15 protein-coding genes are annotated in these 15,139 nt (G+C 56.9%); 9 read left to right on the forward strand and 6 right to left on the reverse strand.

Annotated elements, in window-relative coordinates; genetic code table 11:
* Positions 1–177: 177 nt before the first annotated feature.
* The 9 genes from HB724_RS04590 to HB724_RS04630 all read left to right on the forward strand — a co-directional run bounded on the left by HB724_RS04590 (position 178) and on the right by HB724_RS04630 (position 10,451).
* Positions 178–1,209, forward strand: a complete 1,032-nt coding sequence (locus HB724_RS04590; RefSeq protein WP_213979730.1) for a polysaccharide biosynthesis protein — start codon at positions 178–180, stop codon at positions 1,207–1,209.
* Positions 1,209–2,318, forward strand: coding sequence for an NAD-dependent epimerase/dehydratase family protein (locus HB724_RS04595; protein ID WP_213979731.1), 1,110 nt, complete (start codon positions 1,209–1,211; stop codon positions 2,316–2,318). Before HB724_RS04590 ends, HB724_RS04595 begins: the two co-directional genes overlap by 1 nt.
* 20 nt (positions 2,319–2,338) lie before the next feature.
* Positions 2,339–3,475, forward strand: a complete 1,137-nt coding sequence (gene wecB / locus HB724_RS04600; protein WP_256731319.1) for a UDP-N-acetylglucosamine 2-epimerase (non-hydrolyzing) — start codon at positions 2,339–2,341, stop codon at positions 3,473–3,475.
* Between the two features lie 67 nt (positions 3,476–3,542).
* Entirely contained in the window at positions 3,543–4,838 is a 1,296-nt protein-coding gene (locus HB724_RS04605) for an oligosaccharide flippase family protein (RefSeq protein ID WP_213979733.1), read from the forward strand.
* Positions 4,831–6,153 carry an O-antigen polymerase gene (locus HB724_RS04610; RefSeq protein ID WP_213979734.1) on the forward strand — a complete coding sequence of 441 codons (1,323 nt, stop codon included), beginning with the start codon at positions 4,831–4,833 and terminating at the stop codon, positions 6,151–6,153. Before HB724_RS04605 ends, HB724_RS04610 begins: the two co-directional genes overlap by 8 nt.
* Positions 6,154–6,181: 28 nt before the next feature.
* On the forward strand, positions 6,182–7,054 hold the full coding sequence (locus tag HB724_RS04615) for a glycosyltransferase (RefSeq protein ID WP_213979735.1): 873 nt from the start codon (positions 6,182–6,184) through the stop codon (positions 7,052–7,054).
* A 224-nt stretch (positions 7,055–7,278) separates the two neighbouring features.
* Entirely contained in the window at positions 7,279–8,493 is a 1,215-nt protein-coding gene (locus HB724_RS04620; protein ID WP_213979736.1) for a glycosyltransferase family 4 protein, read from the forward strand.
* 225 nt (positions 8,494–8,718) lie between these two features.
* Positions 8,719–9,846, forward strand: a complete 1,128-nt coding sequence (locus tag HB724_RS04625) for an aminotransferase class I/II-fold pyridoxal phosphate-dependent enzyme (RefSeq protein WP_213979737.1) — start codon at positions 8,719–8,721, stop codon at positions 9,844–9,846.
* A 5-nt stretch (positions 9,847–9,851) separates the two neighbouring features.
* Positions 9,852–10,451 carry a sugar transferase gene (locus tag HB724_RS04630; RefSeq protein ID WP_213979738.1) on the forward strand — a complete coding sequence of 200 codons (600 nt, stop codon included), beginning with the start codon at positions 9,852–9,854 and terminating at the stop codon, positions 10,449–10,451.
* A 140-nt stretch (positions 10,452–10,591) separates the two neighbouring features.
* Here HB724_RS04630 and HB724_RS04635 read toward each other — a convergent pair whose 3' ends face one another.
* The 6 genes from HB724_RS04635 to HB724_RS04660 are packed head-to-tail and all read right to left on the reverse strand — an operon-like array spanning position 10,592 to position 15,136.
* Complete coding sequence (locus HB724_RS04635; RefSeq protein ID WP_213979739.1) at positions 10,592–11,218, reverse strand: hypothetical protein; 627 nt, start codon at positions 11,216–11,218, stop codon at positions 10,592–10,594.
* 10 nt (positions 11,219–11,228) lie between these two features.
* Complete coding sequence (locus tag HB724_RS04640) at positions 11,229–11,948, reverse strand: SDR family oxidoreductase (RefSeq protein WP_213979740.1); 720 nt, start codon at positions 11,946–11,948, stop codon at positions 11,229–11,231.
* On the reverse strand, positions 11,941–12,171 hold the full coding sequence (locus HB724_RS04645) for a hypothetical protein (protein ID WP_213979741.1): 231 nt from the start codon (positions 12,169–12,171) through the stop codon (positions 11,941–11,943). The genes HB724_RS04640 and HB724_RS04645 overlap by 8 nt, the downstream gene beginning before the upstream one ends.
* Entirely contained in the window at positions 12,171–13,208 is a 1,038-nt protein-coding gene (locus HB724_RS04650) for a ketoacyl-ACP synthase III (protein WP_213979742.1), read from the reverse strand. The genes HB724_RS04645 and HB724_RS04650 overlap by 1 nt, the downstream gene beginning before the upstream one ends.
* Entirely contained in the window at positions 13,201–13,512 is a 312-nt protein-coding gene (locus tag HB724_RS04655; protein WP_213979743.1) for a hypothetical protein, read from the reverse strand. Before HB724_RS04655 ends, HB724_RS04650 begins: the two co-directional genes overlap by 8 nt.
* Positions 13,484–15,136 (reverse strand): HAD-IIIC family phosphatase, encoded by a 1,653-nt coding sequence (locus HB724_RS04660; RefSeq protein WP_213979744.1) that lies wholly within the window; start codon positions 15,134–15,136, stop codon positions 13,484–13,486. The genes HB724_RS04655 and HB724_RS04660 overlap by 29 nt, the downstream gene beginning before the upstream one ends.
* Positions 15,137–15,139 lie beyond the last annotated feature (3 nt).

Raw genomic sequence — 15,139 nt, forward strand, 5'->3', positions numbered from 1 at the left:
GGCGCAACGCCCCATCCTCGCGCCAAATGAGCACGCGGCAACAGCGTCGCGATGCCGCGGTCACGGCAGGGAAAAGGCTTTGCTATTGATCTAAAGAAGGGGTTTGCTAGGTGGTCCGGCACGAAGCTCAACAGCCCACCCGGTGTTGCGCGAGCATCCCCAGTTTCAGGAATCACGATGTTCGAAAACAAGATTCTTCTGATCACCGGCGGCACCGGGTCGTTCGGCTCGACCGTCCTTCGGCGCTTTATCAACGAGCCATTTTCAGAAATCCGAATTTTCAGTCGGGATGAAAAGAAGCAAGAGGATCAACGCCTCCATTATCGCGACGCTCGTCTGCGATATTATATCGGCGATATTCGCGATATACGCGCCGTGGCGAGTGCGGTGCAAGGCGTCGACTATATTTTCCACGCAGCCGCACTGAAACAGGTGCCCTCCTGTGAATTCCATCCGATGGAAGCGGTGAAAACCAATGTGATCGGCACGGACAATTTGCTCGAAGCCGCAATCGCAGCGGGTGTCGAGCGGGTAGTATGCCTCTCGACCGACAAGGCCGTGTATCCGATCAACGCCATGGGCATTTCCAAGGCGATGATGGAGAAGGTAGTCGTCGCCAAATCGCGACTGGCGCTGAATACTCGGACGACGATCACGGCGACGCGCTATGGCAATGTCCTGGCCTCGAGAGGGTCGGTTATTCCGCTCTTCGTAGACCAGGTGCGCAAGGGCTTGCCGCTGACGCTTACCGATCCCGCGATGACCCGCTTTGTGATGACGTTGGCCGAAGCTGTCGATCTGGTGCTCTATGCCTTCGAGCACGGCCGGAACGGCGACATGTTCGTCCAGAAGGCTCCCTCAGCAACGATCCAAGTGCTTGCGCAGTCCGTCTTGGAAGTGCTCGGCAAGCCAGACCATCCGATGAAGATTATCGGTACGCGTCACGGGGAGAAGCTATTCGAGACACTGTTGAGTCGAGAAGAAATGGCCGTAGCGGAAGACCGCGGCGATTATTATCGTGTCCCGCCCGACAACCGCGATCTCAACTATGCAGTGTTCGTGGAGGAAGGAGAGCGCCGCATTTCCGAGGCCGCGGATTTCAATTCGCACAACACCGATCAGTTAGACCAGACCGGCATGACGGCAATCCTGCACAAGCTCGATTACATGCAAGCGGTGCTGAGTGGTGAAGCGGGGCGGGCTGACTGATGCCTGCACAGCGGATCGTCGTCACGGGCGCCAATGGCTTCATTGGCCGTAATTTCATCGTCCGGTTGAGCGAACTGGGCATGGATGCCGTGCCCCTCTCTCGTGAGAGCACGCGCGAATCCTGGTTCACGGCAATCGCGGACGCCGACGCCGTGATCCATCTGGCCGGTGCCAATCGACCGACGGACCCGGCCGAATTCATGGCGGTAAATCACGGCACCGCCGATCTGATCGCCGAAGCCGTCGCAGCGGCCGGACATCCGGTGCGCATCGCGTATGCTTCATCCAGTCGAGCCGAAGAACCAACCGACTATGGTCGTAGCAAGCTGGCCGGCGAAGAGCGCCTCAAGGTGTTGGCCGAAGAGACGGGATCGCCTGTTCACATCCTACGCCTGCCGAACGTATTCGGAAAATGGGCAAGACCGAACTACAATTCCGCAGTGGCGACTTTCTGCCATAATATCGCCCGTGGCTTGCCGATCCAGGTCAACGATCCTGCCGCCCCACTCAGCTTGGTCTACATCGACGACGTCATGGCCGCGCTGGTCGCCATCGTGAACGGCGAGGCGCCCGAAGGCGCGGTGACAATCGATCCGATATATCACACGACGGTCGGCGCAGTGGCCGAGACGATTGCCGGGTTTCGCCAGGATCGCAGCGACAATCTGATCGACAGCGTCGGAACCGGACTGACCCGCGCACTCTATTCGACCTATGTCTCCGCGCTGCCGCTCGAGGAATTCAGCTACGTCATTGCTGCACATTCCGATCCCCGTGGCTCGTTCTCGGAAATATTGAAAACCCGCACTTCGGGGCAATTTTCCTATTTCACGGCTCACCCTGGGGTGACGCGCGGTGGGCATTACCATCATAGCAAAACCGAGAAGTTTCTGATCGTCCACGGAATCGCGCGTTTTGGCTTCCGTCATGTTGTGACCGGCGAAACGCACGAGATCATCGTCTCCGGTGAGCGACCCGAAATCGTCGAGACGGTCCCGGGCTGGACCCATGATGTGACCAATATCGGTGACACCGAACTGATCTCACTACTCTGGGCAAACGAGATTTTCGACCGCGCCTATCCCGACACCATCGCTGCAAAGGTTTGATCATGGCGCGTCTAAAGGTTATGACCGTGCTGGGCACCCGACCGGAAATCATCCGGCTTTCCCGCGTGATGGCGCGGCTGGATGCCTATACCGATCACCGGATCGTCCATACCGGGCAGAACTGGGACTATGAGCTGAACGAGTTGTTCTTCAGCGATCTGGGCGTCCGCAAGCCGGATCATTTCCTGGGAGTGGACACATCCAGCCTGGGTGCCGTGCTAGGCGGAATCCTGATCGGAACGGAAGAAGTGCTGAAGGCGGAACGCCCGGATGCACTTCTAGTGCTGGGCGACACCAACAGTGCAATAAGTGCGGTCATGGCCCGTCGCATGAAGGTGCCGATCTATCACATGGAGGCCGGCAATCGCAGCTTCGACCGCAATGTGCCGGAAGAAACCAACCGCCGGCTGGTCGATCACGTCAGTGACTTCAATCTGGTCTATACCGAGCATGCCCGCCGGCATTTGCTGTCGGAAGGCATGCAGCACCGCCGCATCTATCTGACCGGCTCGCCCATGCGCGAAGTGCTCGACCATTACCGGGGCCAGATCGACGCTTCCGACATCCTGAATCGCCTGGGGTTGCGCAAGGATCGCTATTTCATCGTCTCGATGCACCGCGAGGAGAATGTGGACAGCAAGCCGCGCCTGTCGGCCCTGGTCGAAACTCTGAACCAGCTCGCCCAGCAGAACGACATGCCGGTAATCGTCTCCACCCACCCGCGCACCAAGAAGCGGCTGGATGCGTTGACGGACGTGGTGTTGGATCCGCGCGTCCAGTATCTCAAGCCGTTCGGGTTCCACGACTACAACCATCTTCAGATGCACGCGCGCTGCGCCATATCGGACAGCGGCACGATTGCGGAGGAAAGCTCACTCCTCGACTTCCCAGCCATCACTCCTCGCGACGCGATCGAACGCCCGGAGGCGATGGATACGGGCAACATCATTGTGACGGGCATGAATCCTGATGCAATTCTTTCGGGCGTGATGGCCGCGGTTGCCCTGCATAAGGAAAAGGCGGAAGCCGGCACGCCTCCGCTCGTTCCGGTGGACTACCAGATCGCCAATACCAGCGAGCGCGTGGTAAAATTAATCCTAGGAACAGCGAAACTGTCCAACAGTTGGGATGGCATCCGCACGCACGACTATTCATAAGACGTCCTGATGGGATCGGGCCGACATCACTCGGTCGCCCTGCAGAGATTTATGACGAAGATTTCACATGCTTAAAAAATGGCGAGCCGATGCACTCAATCTGACGGCACTAACCTGCCTTCAGGCGTCGAACGCCGTTATCCCGCTGCTGATCGTGCCGTTCTCGATCGCACGCCTCGGCACAGTGTCCTATGCCAATGTCGCGATCGCGGAAGCGATATCGATGATTGCCGTCGCAATCGTCCTCTATAGCTTCGAGGTCGACGGCGTATCTCGGATCAGCGGTTTTCAACCGCACAGTCACCGGGAGGCCTTATCCAAAGTCCTTAGTGCCGTACTGACCACGCGACTTATTCTGTTCGTTGGCATAGCAACTATTCTCCTGGTCGTGACGTTCGCCTTTACGTCCCTCCCTGTCGTGCTGCTGGCCTGCTGGCTACTCGTTCCGCTGGGTCAGGTCTTTCACTCGTACTGGTTCTACCAAGGCATTGAATTCAATATTCCCCCGGCGATCCTCACGTTGACAGCCCGTTTGCTGAGCCTCGTGCTTGTCCTGTTGTTCGTCCATTCACCTCAAGACAGCATCCTCGTCCCTCTGGCGATCGGTGGCCCCTTCGCAATCGCCGGCATCGCCTCCACGCTATACAAGGTGTATGCGCTTGGCCTGCGACTGCGCTGGGTCCGGCTACGCATTGTGTTTGATTATCTGACGCATGGCCACCGGATCTTCGTAGGAACCGCGGCCGTCATGCTCTACCGTGAGGTGAACGTCTTGCTCATGGGCATGGTCGGCGTCCCGGCCGGCGCAATCAGCAGCTACTCCTTGGCCGAAAAGAGCATCAAGATGATCCAGGCGATAACCAGGCCGCTCAATCAGATCGCCTTCCCGAAAGTCTTACGCGCGCTGCGCGGATATGACAGCCCTGGACGCGATACCGCTGTGATAATCCTGCGCTACACGTTACCCCAGATCGCGGTCGTCACGATCGTCGTCATCACCCTGCTCCTGAGCTTCAACCAATTGGCCCCGAGGATCGATGCATTGCGCCGCTTTCAGGAGCTCCCGGGGATCGGGATCATATTCGCCATTGTCGCGCCCGCACCGGTTTTCGGCCTTGCCAACTTCATGTTCGGATCCGCCGGGCTGAACTTCTTGGGCGACCAGCGTTATTATCTGCGAGCAATCCTAACCGCCGGCACAGCGAGCGCGATCGGCTGCCTGCTCCTGGCGCATCTGTACGGCGCCATTGGTGCCGCCATCTGCTTCTGCGGTGCCGAGCTTCTCCTTCTTGCCATCGTCATCGTTCGCTACAGGACGAGGCCGCATCGCCTCGCGGATTACGGGAGCCCGATCCATGATTGATTGGGGGGAACGCATACTCTGTATCCTGCTCAGCCTGTGCATTCTGGGGAATGCCCTGCTGGTCCGTCGCATTGTGCGGGCCTGGGCCTTTCCCGCCGTGTTGTTCGCTCTGGCGTGGTTTGCCTACACGATCATACCGCTGGTTTGCTTCCCCAGTGCGCATGTGTACCCAGCTGCAATGCTCTATATCCTCGGCGCAACCGTAGCCGTGTCCGCCGCCAGCATGTCCACTTGGAAAACGGCCTTTGCGACCAGTGCTATAATAAAAGCGCCTTATAGAGATTATTATAGTGATCGCTTTTTTCTGGTATTATTCTTTATAGGCTTTGCTCTCTCCGTTGCATGTTTGCTGATGAACTCCATCGTTCAAGGCATCTCGCTTACGCAGCTTTTCACCAACATCAACGATAGCGCCGCAGAATATGCCGGGCGCAGATATGGTTATGATATTTCTTCTAATATATATCAACAATCTGGCACCGTACTCGCTTATTTTTGCGCCGGCCTGGGTGGATTGATAGTGCTTTCTCAGAGAAATCATTACATGAAATGGGGCGTAGCCATATCAGCCTTGTTTCCATCTATATTCGTTATGATATCACAAAGTGCTAAAGGAATGCTTTTTTTAAGTGCGGCGATATTTCTTGGAGGAATATTGAGCGATAGAATTCAACATAACAAGACATCACTTTTCTCCAAGCGAGCTATTCCTGCTGCCATTGTGGGTCTCGTGGTCACGATTTCCCTGGTCACCGTATCCTTCCTGTCACGAGGGATGTCGTCTGTCGCCGACAGGGATCTTATCGACGCCCTCGCTCCTTATTGGGCCTCATACACATCTGGGCACCTATTCGCATTTTCGGATTGGTTCGGAAATTACATAGGCGAGGCATCTGCTCAATCTTATGACGATCCTGGCCTTACCCAAGGCTTTTACACGTTTATGTCAATATTCAAGTTATTCGGAGACGATAGATACGTACCGAATGGCGTATACTCTGAATATCTTTCCATACCACCCTACATACAAACTAATATATACACTTCTTTTCGGGGGATGATCCACGACTTTGGGCTGGCGGGGTCACTTATTTGCATTGCATCTTTGAGTTTTTTTGCTCACAAAGCCTTTAGATCGATGCTTATTTCTAGTAAGCCATCATTCTCTGTGGCCGCATTCATATTTTCTACGGCCTTTATATACCAGAGCTTCCTTATTAGCTCACTCACTTGGACCACACTTCCCATTGGTATTTTTTTAGTCGGCATAGTCCTCTACATCACCAGATTTAAGCTTAACTATCAGGCCATGTAGCGGCCAATCAATTTACATGGGTCTCTATATGAAATACGTCTTTATCTGCACCAACTACAACAACTCCCATTATACCGGTCCGGCGGTCGACACTTTGCTCAGTGGCGATGCGCCTCCGGCGTTGATCGTGGTGGTGGATAACGACTCCAGACAGGACCAACAGGACGAGCTTCGCCGCCTGGTGTCTGGAAAGCCCACCGTCGATCTGCTCTTCTCGGAAAAGAACGTTGGATATTTCGCCGGACTGAACCTGGGCCTGCATCGCGCGCTGGAACTCATGCCCGACGCGGATGCCTATATCGTCGGCAACAACGATCTCGAGTTCCCGGCAGATTTCGGCGTGCAGGTCGCCAAGCGTAGCGCCACCATCGCGGAACGGATGGTGGTCGCCCCCAATATTCTGACCGTCACAGGGGTCCGGCAAAATCCCCACGCGATCCGTCCCATCAGCAGCTTCCGTGGCCTTGTGCTCGACGGATACGCCGCTTCCTTCAACTTAGCTCGCCTGTTGACCCTATTCGCGAAGATCACACACAGATTCACACGACGCAAAGATGTCGATAACCATCATGCTGAAGGTTTCATTTTCATGGGATTGGGTGCATGTTACATCTTGTCCAGGCGTTTCATCGACAAAGTTGGAGAACTTCCTGCAGAAGTTTTCCTGATGCATGAGGAATTTTTCCTAAGTCGTAGAATTTCGGAGGAAGGTGAAGCGATCTACTACATCCCCGAGATTGTGGTATATCACCATGATCACGGATCGGTGGGGCTGGTGTCGTCACGACTTATTTGGAGCTACTGGCGAGATTCCCATCGCCGCTATCGTCGCTATGTCCCACGCTTTGGCAAGCATCCGGTCACGGACTTGTTGGACAAACTGCAAAACCGCCGCAATTGAACAGAACGCGATCTCAACCACGCTTACTGCCGGACTGGACACGTTAGATCCGCCTCCGGCCATCGGTCGGCCGCCAAGACATGAAACGCGATGGTATCGCACATCTTGCGATAGGACACACGATACAAAACTGTCACGTGGTGCACGCCCATTCGCGAGAGAGTAAATTTCGTATCTCTCAAGCGGGCAACAGGATACGCAATCACTGCTAGATACGGAAAACGATGCGTATATTGATTATCACTCAGTGGTTTCAGCCAGAGCCGCATTTCAAAGGTCTGGGTTTCGCCAAAGCGCTGCAAGCCATGGGCCACGAAGTCGAAGTCCTCACAGGCTTCCCGAATTATCCAGGTGGTAGAGTCTATCCTGGATATCGGATTCGCCTTCGTCAGCACGAAATAATAGACGATATACCGATAACGCGAGGATATCTCTATCCTAGCCATGATAACTCCGCTTTGCGTCGTATAGCGAATTACGCCTCGTTTGCCATTTCTTCTACCCTGTTGGCATTGTTTATCCGCAAGCCGGATGTGGTATACGTTTACACACCACCGATGACGGCAGCCCTTCCAGCTATTGCGCTTCGTTTCTTGCGCGGCGTTCCATTCGTGCCTGATGTTCAAGATCTATGGCCAGATACGCTTGCGGCGACGGGTATGCTCAACGATCCCCGCCTTCTCGGATTAATCCGATGGTGGACCGACTTCAGCTTGCGTCGAGCCAGCAGGATCATCGTACTTTCGGAAGGTTTCCGCCGCCGACTTCAAGAACGGGGCGTCAAGACTCCAATAACGGTCATCTGGAACTGGGCACCTTCGGAAATCGCCGATATCGCGCACCGCTTGCAGCCCGTGCTCCCTGATAAAACTGGCCCTTTCGATATCCTTTTCGCCGGAAACATGGGAAAGGCCCAAGGACTGGACATCGTTTTGAAAGCGGCGGCCGCGCTACAGGAAGAGGGTGCGCACGTCCGATTCACGATGGTTGGCGGGGGTATTGAGCGCGAGGTACTACGGCAACACGCCAAGGACCTGTCCCTCAACAACATCGCCTTCCATGAACCTCGTCCTCCATCCCAGATGGGCGAACTGTTCGAAGCGGCCGACGCGTTACTGGTTCACCTGCGCGACGACCCTCTTTTCGAAATCACGATACCGTCGAAAACCCAGGCCTATCTTGCGATCGGACGACCCATCCTGATGGGTGTGCGAGGCGATGCGGCGGCCATGGTCGAGGAAGCCGGCGCAGGATTGACGTTCGCACCGGATGATGTCGACGCGTTCCTCGCCGCCATCAAGACGCTGCTGGCGATGACGCAGGCGGAACGGATGGCGATGGGAAGCGCCGGGGCCGCCTACTATCGCAAGCGCTTGGCGTTCGACATCGGTGTGAGAGCTCTGGAGCAGTCCCTGGCGGGCGCCGCTAACAAAGCCTGACCTGCCCATGCGAAGCGCGCGCAGATATCGACATTAGCACCTGCGTTCGCATCGATCGCGCCTTTCCAGCCTCAAGCGTGAGCCCCGGAAGTCTGCATCTGAATGGCAGAACCGCCTCATGTTCGCGGCGGATCGAGTGTCGAGCATTGACACCGATTAGTCTCGCTCTACTCGTCTCCAGCGTATTGGCTGGCGCGCGTCTGACGTGCATTTGAAGAGGTTTTCGTGTTCGATCGACTATTCCTGTCTGCTCCGCACATGGGGGGTACGGAACTCGGCCTCGTTCAGGACGTGTTCGCATCCAACTGGATCGCTCCCACTGGCCCGATGGTCACTGCCTTCGAGCAGGAGTTGGCGGCATTGACTGACGTCACGCACGTCGCTGCGTTGTCGAGCGGAACCGCCGCCCTGCATCTGGCGCTGCGATTGAGCGGAATCGTGCCGGGGGACGAGGTCTGGGGCGCGACCATGACCTTTATCGGTGGCGTAGCACCGATCTTATATGCTGGAGCGACCCCGGTTTTTCTCGACGTCGATCCCGATGATTTTCTCATCGACCTGGATCTTCTGGAAGCAGAACTCCGCCAAGCGCACGCGCGGGGCGCGAAACCGAAGGTCGTTATCACCACCGATCTTTACGGTCACGTCGTCGACGGCGCGAGAATGGCCCGCCTACGCGAAGAATATGGATTCGTCTGGATCAGCGATACCGCCGAGGCGGTGGGCGCATATCGCGACGGACGCCACGCCGGAAAGGGCGCCGATTTCGTCATCCTATCGTTCAACGGCAACAAGATCATCACTACGTCGGGTGGCGGCGCGCTGGCAAGCGATGACGCCGAAGCGATCGAACGTGCACGGTTCCTGTCGACCCAAGCGCGCGATCCCGCACCGCATTACGAACATACGACATACGGATACAACTACCGCCTCAGCAATGTCTGCGCCGCGATCGGCGTAGGCCAGTTGCACGTCCTCGCCGAACGTGTTCAGCAGCGCCGTCGCATCCATACGTGGTACCGCGAAGCGCTGGCCGCGATCCCGGGACTAGATTTCAGTCCGGAAGCCACTGGCATGCAAGCCAATCGCTGGCTTACGACGGTTCGGATTGATCCTGCCGTCGCCAAATTCGACAACGAGCAAACGCGCTTGGCTCTGGAGGCAGAGAATATCGAAAGCCGGCCATTGTGGAAGCCGATGCACCTGCAGCCCGTCTTCGCCGGCGCCCCCCGCCGAGGTGGGAAGGCCGCCGAACTGGCATTCGAACAAGGACTTTGCTTGCCGTCAGGCTCGGCGATGACGCAAGACGACGTCCAACGCGTTATCGATGTGATACGCAGGCTGGCAGCCTGATTGTCATGATCAAGCGAGCTATAGATGTTGTCGGTGCTGCGGCGGGTTTGTTTTTCCTGTCGCCGATTGTCCTGCTGTGCGCCGCCGCGGTCGCATGGAGCATGGGACGGCCAGTATTGTTTCGCCAACAACGCCCAGGTCAGGGCGGGCGACCGTTCGGCATGATCAAGTTCCGCACGATGTCCGACGCGCGAGACGCCAATGGGCGATTGCTCTCGGACGGGGAGCGGTTGACGCGAGTTGGGCGGTTCTTGCGGGCGACAAGCCTTGATGAGCTGCCCGAGCTTTGGAATGTCCTGATGGGAGATATGAGCCTGGTAGGCCCTCGCCCCCTGCTCATGGTCTATCTTGAGCGCTATAGTTCCGAACAGGCACGACGGCACGACGTAAAGCCGGGGGTTACCGGCTGGGCCCAGGTCAACGGGCGCAATGCTATTTCATGGGATGAGAAATTCGCCCTGGATACATGGTATGTGGATAATCGGTCGCTTTGGCTCGATCTGAAAATACTCTACGCTACCGTGGCCCAAGTCATACGACGCAAGGACATTAACTCGACGGAAGCGGCGACGATGCCCGAGTTCATGGGTTCAAACGGCAAATAGCCAAATTGAGCATCCCTTTCTGGATGCGGTGGCGTGACGGACCCTGATGGAAAAGCTGGAAGTAGCTGCAAGCGGAAATGGTGTCGTACAGGCCTTGGCCAGAACGCGACCTACTTCGACCACTCTATCGGATCACGCCATTACGTGGTGCGATCGGGCCGCGGCCAGACGGTCGCTCCGTCCGGTAGAGAGCGGAGTGCAGTGCAGCCGACGCCGAGAATGACATCGCTGCCGATCGCCACTTCCTGCAAGACCTTGGTCAGCGGCCCAATGAGTGTGCTTTCGCCAATCGAGGCCCCGCCGCCAAGGAACGCCCCTGGCGCGATGATCGCATTCTCCGCGACATGAACATCATGGCCGATGATCGCACCACTGTTCACGACGCAAAACGGTGACAATTTCGCGCCAACGGACAGGACTACGCCATGTGCGACAAAGGCGCCGTCCCCGACCGAAACATGTTCCGATATCACGGCACGAGGGGATACCAGCGGAGGACAGGCGATGCCGAGATCCCGTAGCCAGGTGACCAAACCCATTCGACGCTTCAGCGTACGGCGATCCGTTGCCCCGATGCCGAACACGACACCGTCAATTTCCTTCGCGTCAGCGGCAAGTTCGTCCAGGTAACCGCGATGGATCGGTGCGAAGGTGCCAGGATCGATCGCGTAGCAGGCGGAGATCGTGAATCCGCATAGTCGAGCGACCTCCGCCACTTCGCGGGCGAACCCTCCCCCTCCCAAGATTGCGAGCTTGGGTTGTGACATCGTCTAAATCCTAGATTGCCGCCCCGCCGTCGACACGCACCACCTGACCAGTGATCGAGCGCGCAGCCGGGGAAAGGAGGAAAAGCACTGTATCAGTCACCGAATCGACGGTAGCGGGACCGGCAGGACTATTTTTGGCAAGGCGCTCACGGAAGGCTTCGTCATAGACATGGGCGAACCCCTGGGTCATTTCCGTATCGATCCAGCCCGGCGCCACGCCGACTGCACGGCGCGGCCCGAGTTCGCGTGCAAGCCCACCAACAAGGTTGCTTAGTCCTGCCTTGGACGCTGCATACGCGACAATGCCGGATTCTGGACGTTCCGCCGCGATCGAGGAAACCGCGCAGAACACCGCATCGTCGGTGGAAACCCGCCTGCTGGCAAACTGGGCGCCGAAAACGGTCGGCGCCACCAGGTTGACCGTGTATAGCTGCTGGATATCCGTCGGCGACATCATGCGAATGGGCTTGAGCCGCTGCATCCCTGCACAGTAAATCAGTGCGGTGAGAGGTCCGCCCGCCGCAACGACCTCACTGGTGAGCTTCGGTATCCCATCCAGAGCAGAGACGTCGGCCGCGAAAACCTTGGCGCCCTGCTCCTGCAATGGCCGCAGACGATCTTCCCGACGAGCGACTGCCGAAACATCATGGTTCGGCAGAAGCCGTTCGGCCAATCGAAAGCCCACGCCACTGCTGGCGCCGACGATCAGAACATGCCCACGTTCAACCATCGCTCAGAGAGTTTCCCGCGATCGCGATCAGGTCGTTGACGGTGAGAGCTTCGGTGATCTGCTCAGGCGTGGCAGCCACGCCCAAGCCATCGTACAGGCTCAGCAGGTTCAGGACGGCAAGGGAGTCATAATCCGGAATGTCTGCAAGAAGCTGCTCGCCAGTCAGAGGCTCGACTACGTCCAGGGTGTTCTGCACTTCGGCGATAAATTCTGTACGGTTCATCAGGATTCACCTTCGTAAAGATAAGGAGGAGGGACCAGCATAGGATCGGTGTCGATGGCGCACGCGGCCCAGCTGAGCCCCACGCCGAAACCCGCGAATACAGACCGCTGAGAACTCGTCGAATACGCATCTGTCAGGAAACCGCAGATCGTACCTGGAATCGAAGCGGAGTTTTGATTGCCATACACGGATTGCGTCGAACTCGGCAGCCTATCCTCTCCCAATCCAAGGCGCTTCTGAACGTTCTTCAGAATATAGCGGTTGGGCTGATGGAGGACGAAATGATCAACCTCATCGGCAGTCCATCCGGCAAATTCCAGAATTGACGTCAGCATCGCTGGTATCCGCTTCAATGTGAAGTTGAACACCGCAGCCCCGTCCATCTCCATGAACGGCGCCTTGCCTTCGTCCTCTGGATCGCGGCGCAAGCCGCTGTTGGGGATGTACAGGCCCTTTTCACCCGAACCGTCGCTATACAGCTGAAACCGAGCGAACCCGGGTTTCCGCTCTACCATTATGGCAGCGCCTGCATCCCCCATGAGCGGAGTGATAGCGTGGTTGTCCTGCGGCACCATCCGGCTTGCGACATCGCCGACGCACAAGAGCACGCGGGACAGCCCGCTCTCGACTAAGCTCGCAGCCATGGCCAGCCCATATACGAAACCGCTGCAACCAAGTCGTATGTCGAAACATGCTGTTCCTACCCGCATGCCCAGCAGATGCTGCAGACGGATTGCACTGGACGGTGATGCGTAATCCGGGGTTTGGGTCACCATGATCAGGCCATCGATCGCGGACGGGTCCACATTGATCCCCTTCAGCAACTGCTGAGCAGAATGCAGGCAAAGGTCCGAAGTGGTCGTGTCACGCCGCACGACGACATGGCGCGATGACAACCCGATCGACCGCTTGAGCCGCTCGGCCTCCTCAAGGGAAAGCCCGAGTTGCTCGCGTTCCGCATCGAACATCAGACGCTGACCGCCAACCGTGGTGACGATGCCGGTTATACCGACGTTCGAGAACGCAAGGTCAGCCACGTGCGATAGCCTCCGCAACATACGCGATCCAACGACGCAACTCGCGCAACGGCGATTTGTCCGCGTCGAGCACGGACTCGCTGGCCAGGGGAATATACGAACCCGTAACGCTTTCGACCTCGGTTTCGGTCTGCAACAGCAATTCCACGACCGAAAATGAATCGATCTCGGAGAACAGATCGTGATCGAGCGCGATCTCGGCCAGATCCGGTCGAGCCCATTCGACCGACAGGTTAGCCATCACGCGACGAACGATGTTCTCCGCGTTGGCGAGATCAGTCTGCGATTGTGAAATGCTGCTCATCGGTCGGACCTTGTTCCAATGTATAGATACGGCTGTCGCCGCAAAGTTTCTGAAACGCAAACCCATTGTCGTCGTAAAAGCCGGCGACCATCTGGTTGCGCGGACCAGGGCTGTAGATCCCTTGTACATCCGCGTGTCGGTCACAAATGTAGCGTAGGATCGCGATCTCGACCCGCCGTCCCAACGCACGGCAACTCATCAGCAAATTCTCGATCATGCCGTCACGCACGATCGCAACAGCCACCAGGCCCATGTCGCCAAAACGGTCCGAGACCTTGAAGCTATAGACATGGCCCTGATCCATAGCCTGCTGAATTTCCGCCTCCACATAGCGGCGGCAGGTCAGATTGAACTGGTTCGTCTTATTGGTGAGCTGCGTGATGCGACGCAGGTGCGACGGATCGTTGACACTCGCCTGCACCTGAATTCCAAGCGAGGCGATATATTCCTCTAGTGTCGGCGCAGCCCCGCGCGCTTGCTTCCGTTCGGCTTCGGCCCGATATTGTTCCGCTTTGACAACATCCTCGGCCGTGAGGCTACGCGCACTCAGACTTCCGATGTGGTCCAAGACCGTCAATGCCACCTCCGGGCGCGCATTGGGGAAGAGATGACATTCCACCTGAGGCAAACGGGTACTGACCTCTTCGATTTCGAAAGGGTTGTCATCAAGGAATATTATCGCATCCAGCCCGATATTGAGCTCATTTGCGATTTCCTTGATATTCTCGCTCTTCGGATTCCAGTTACTTCGGTAGGTCGTGAAGTCCGAGAGCGTGAGTGGCATGTTCCTCTTCGCGAAAACCTCCAGGAAATCTTCCTTGTTATTTTTCGTGACGGCACAGAGGATGACACCTAGCGCTCGCAGCCTTTTGAGTTGTTGCTGTAGCGTGAAATGTACGATGCCGGGATATTCTCGATCCACAGCGACGCTCTCAGCCCCGACCTCGCCGACCACACCGCCCCAGATCGTATTGTCCGCGTCGACTATGATCGCCTTTCGTCGCGGACGAAGGGCGGCTCCGATAGAGGCTGCATAGCCGTCCATGATAGCGTTCGCCGCAGCAGGCGCATAAGGCGACTGCATCAGGATGCGATTTCGCTCTCGAAAGCTCGTCGCGTACCCGATCTCGGACAGGATCCCGGCAGCGTCGACGATACCGACGCGCTCTGTAGATGCCGCCAGATCGAAAAATACGCGATGGATCGCGTGGAGCGCCTCGATCTGCTGATGAAGGTCGCTGTCCACTGTCGAACGTGGGCGATAGGGGATGGTGTTCAGCAATACCGATCCCGGCCCGCGGTCCAGCCAACGTCGTATGCGTTCGACGAGATCCTCCGCTCGCTCTACCGATTCCGCACCAGGCGCGACATCGAAAAACCATCGATGATCAAGATGAATTACAAGAAAATCGAAACGCGCCTCGCTTTCCAGCGTTTGCACTACCTGACCGAAATCAAGATGAATGATCGATGGCTTATAATCATCACCAAGCCTATTGCCCAATCTAGAAAAGGATTGGGTAACAATATTTCCTACCATACCAATCGAAAAAGACTTCATCGTTTCCTGAGGTGCGTTGCCATCCGGCATTCCATTATTATTCTGCGGCCGATGATATGCCATGTA

The sequence above is a fragment of the Sphingomonas sp. dw_22 genome (assembly GCF_018449795.1).
Lineage (GTDB): Bacteria > Pseudomonadota > Alphaproteobacteria > Sphingomonadales > Sphingomonadaceae > Sphingomonas.

Coding starts and splice junctions, on each gene's coding strand:
- HB724_RS04590 (WP_213979730.1), top strand. CDS start 178: ATGTTCGAAAACAAGATTCTTCTGATCACCGGCGGCACCGGGTCGTTC.
- HB724_RS04595 (WP_213979731.1), top strand. CDS start 1,209: ATGCCTGCACAGCGGATCGTCGTCACGGGCGCCAATGGCTTCATTGGC.
- wecB (WP_256731319.1), top strand. CDS start 2,339: ATGACCGTGCTGGGCACCCGACCGGAAATCATCCGGCTTTCCCGCGTG.
- HB724_RS04605 (WP_213979733.1), top strand. CDS start 3,543: ATGCTTAAAAAATGGCGAGCCGATGCACTCAATCTGACGGCACTAACC.
- HB724_RS04610 (WP_213979734.1), top strand. CDS start 4,831: ATGATTGATTGGGGGGAACGCATACTCTGTATCCTGCTCAGCCTGTGC.
- HB724_RS04615 (WP_213979735.1), top strand. CDS start 6,182: ATGAAATACGTCTTTATCTGCACCAACTACAACAACTCCCATTATACC.
- HB724_RS04620 (WP_213979736.1), top strand. CDS start 7,279: ATGCGTATATTGATTATCACTCAGTGGTTTCAGCCAGAGCCGCATTTC.
- HB724_RS04630 (WP_213979738.1), top strand. CDS start 9,852: ATGATCAAGCGAGCTATAGATGTTGTCGGTGCTGCGGCGGGTTTGTTT.
- HB724_RS04635 (WP_213979739.1), bottom strand. CDS start 11,218: ATGTCACAACCCAAGCTCGCAATCTTGGGAGGGGGAGGGTTCGCCCGC.
- HB724_RS04640 (WP_213979740.1), bottom strand. CDS start 11,948: ATGGTTGAACGTGGGCATGTTCTGATCGTCGGCGCCAGCAGTGGCGTG.
- HB724_RS04645 (WP_213979741.1), bottom strand. CDS start 12,171: ATGAACCGTACAGAATTTATCGCCGAAGTGCAGAACACCCTGGACGTA.
- HB724_RS04655 (WP_213979743.1), bottom strand. CDS start 13,512: ATGAGCAGCATTTCACAATCGCAGACTGATCTCGCCAACGCGGAGAAC.
- HB724_RS04660 (WP_213979744.1), bottom strand. CDS start 15,136: ATGGCATATCATCGGCCGCAGAATAATAATGGAATGCCGGATGGCAAC.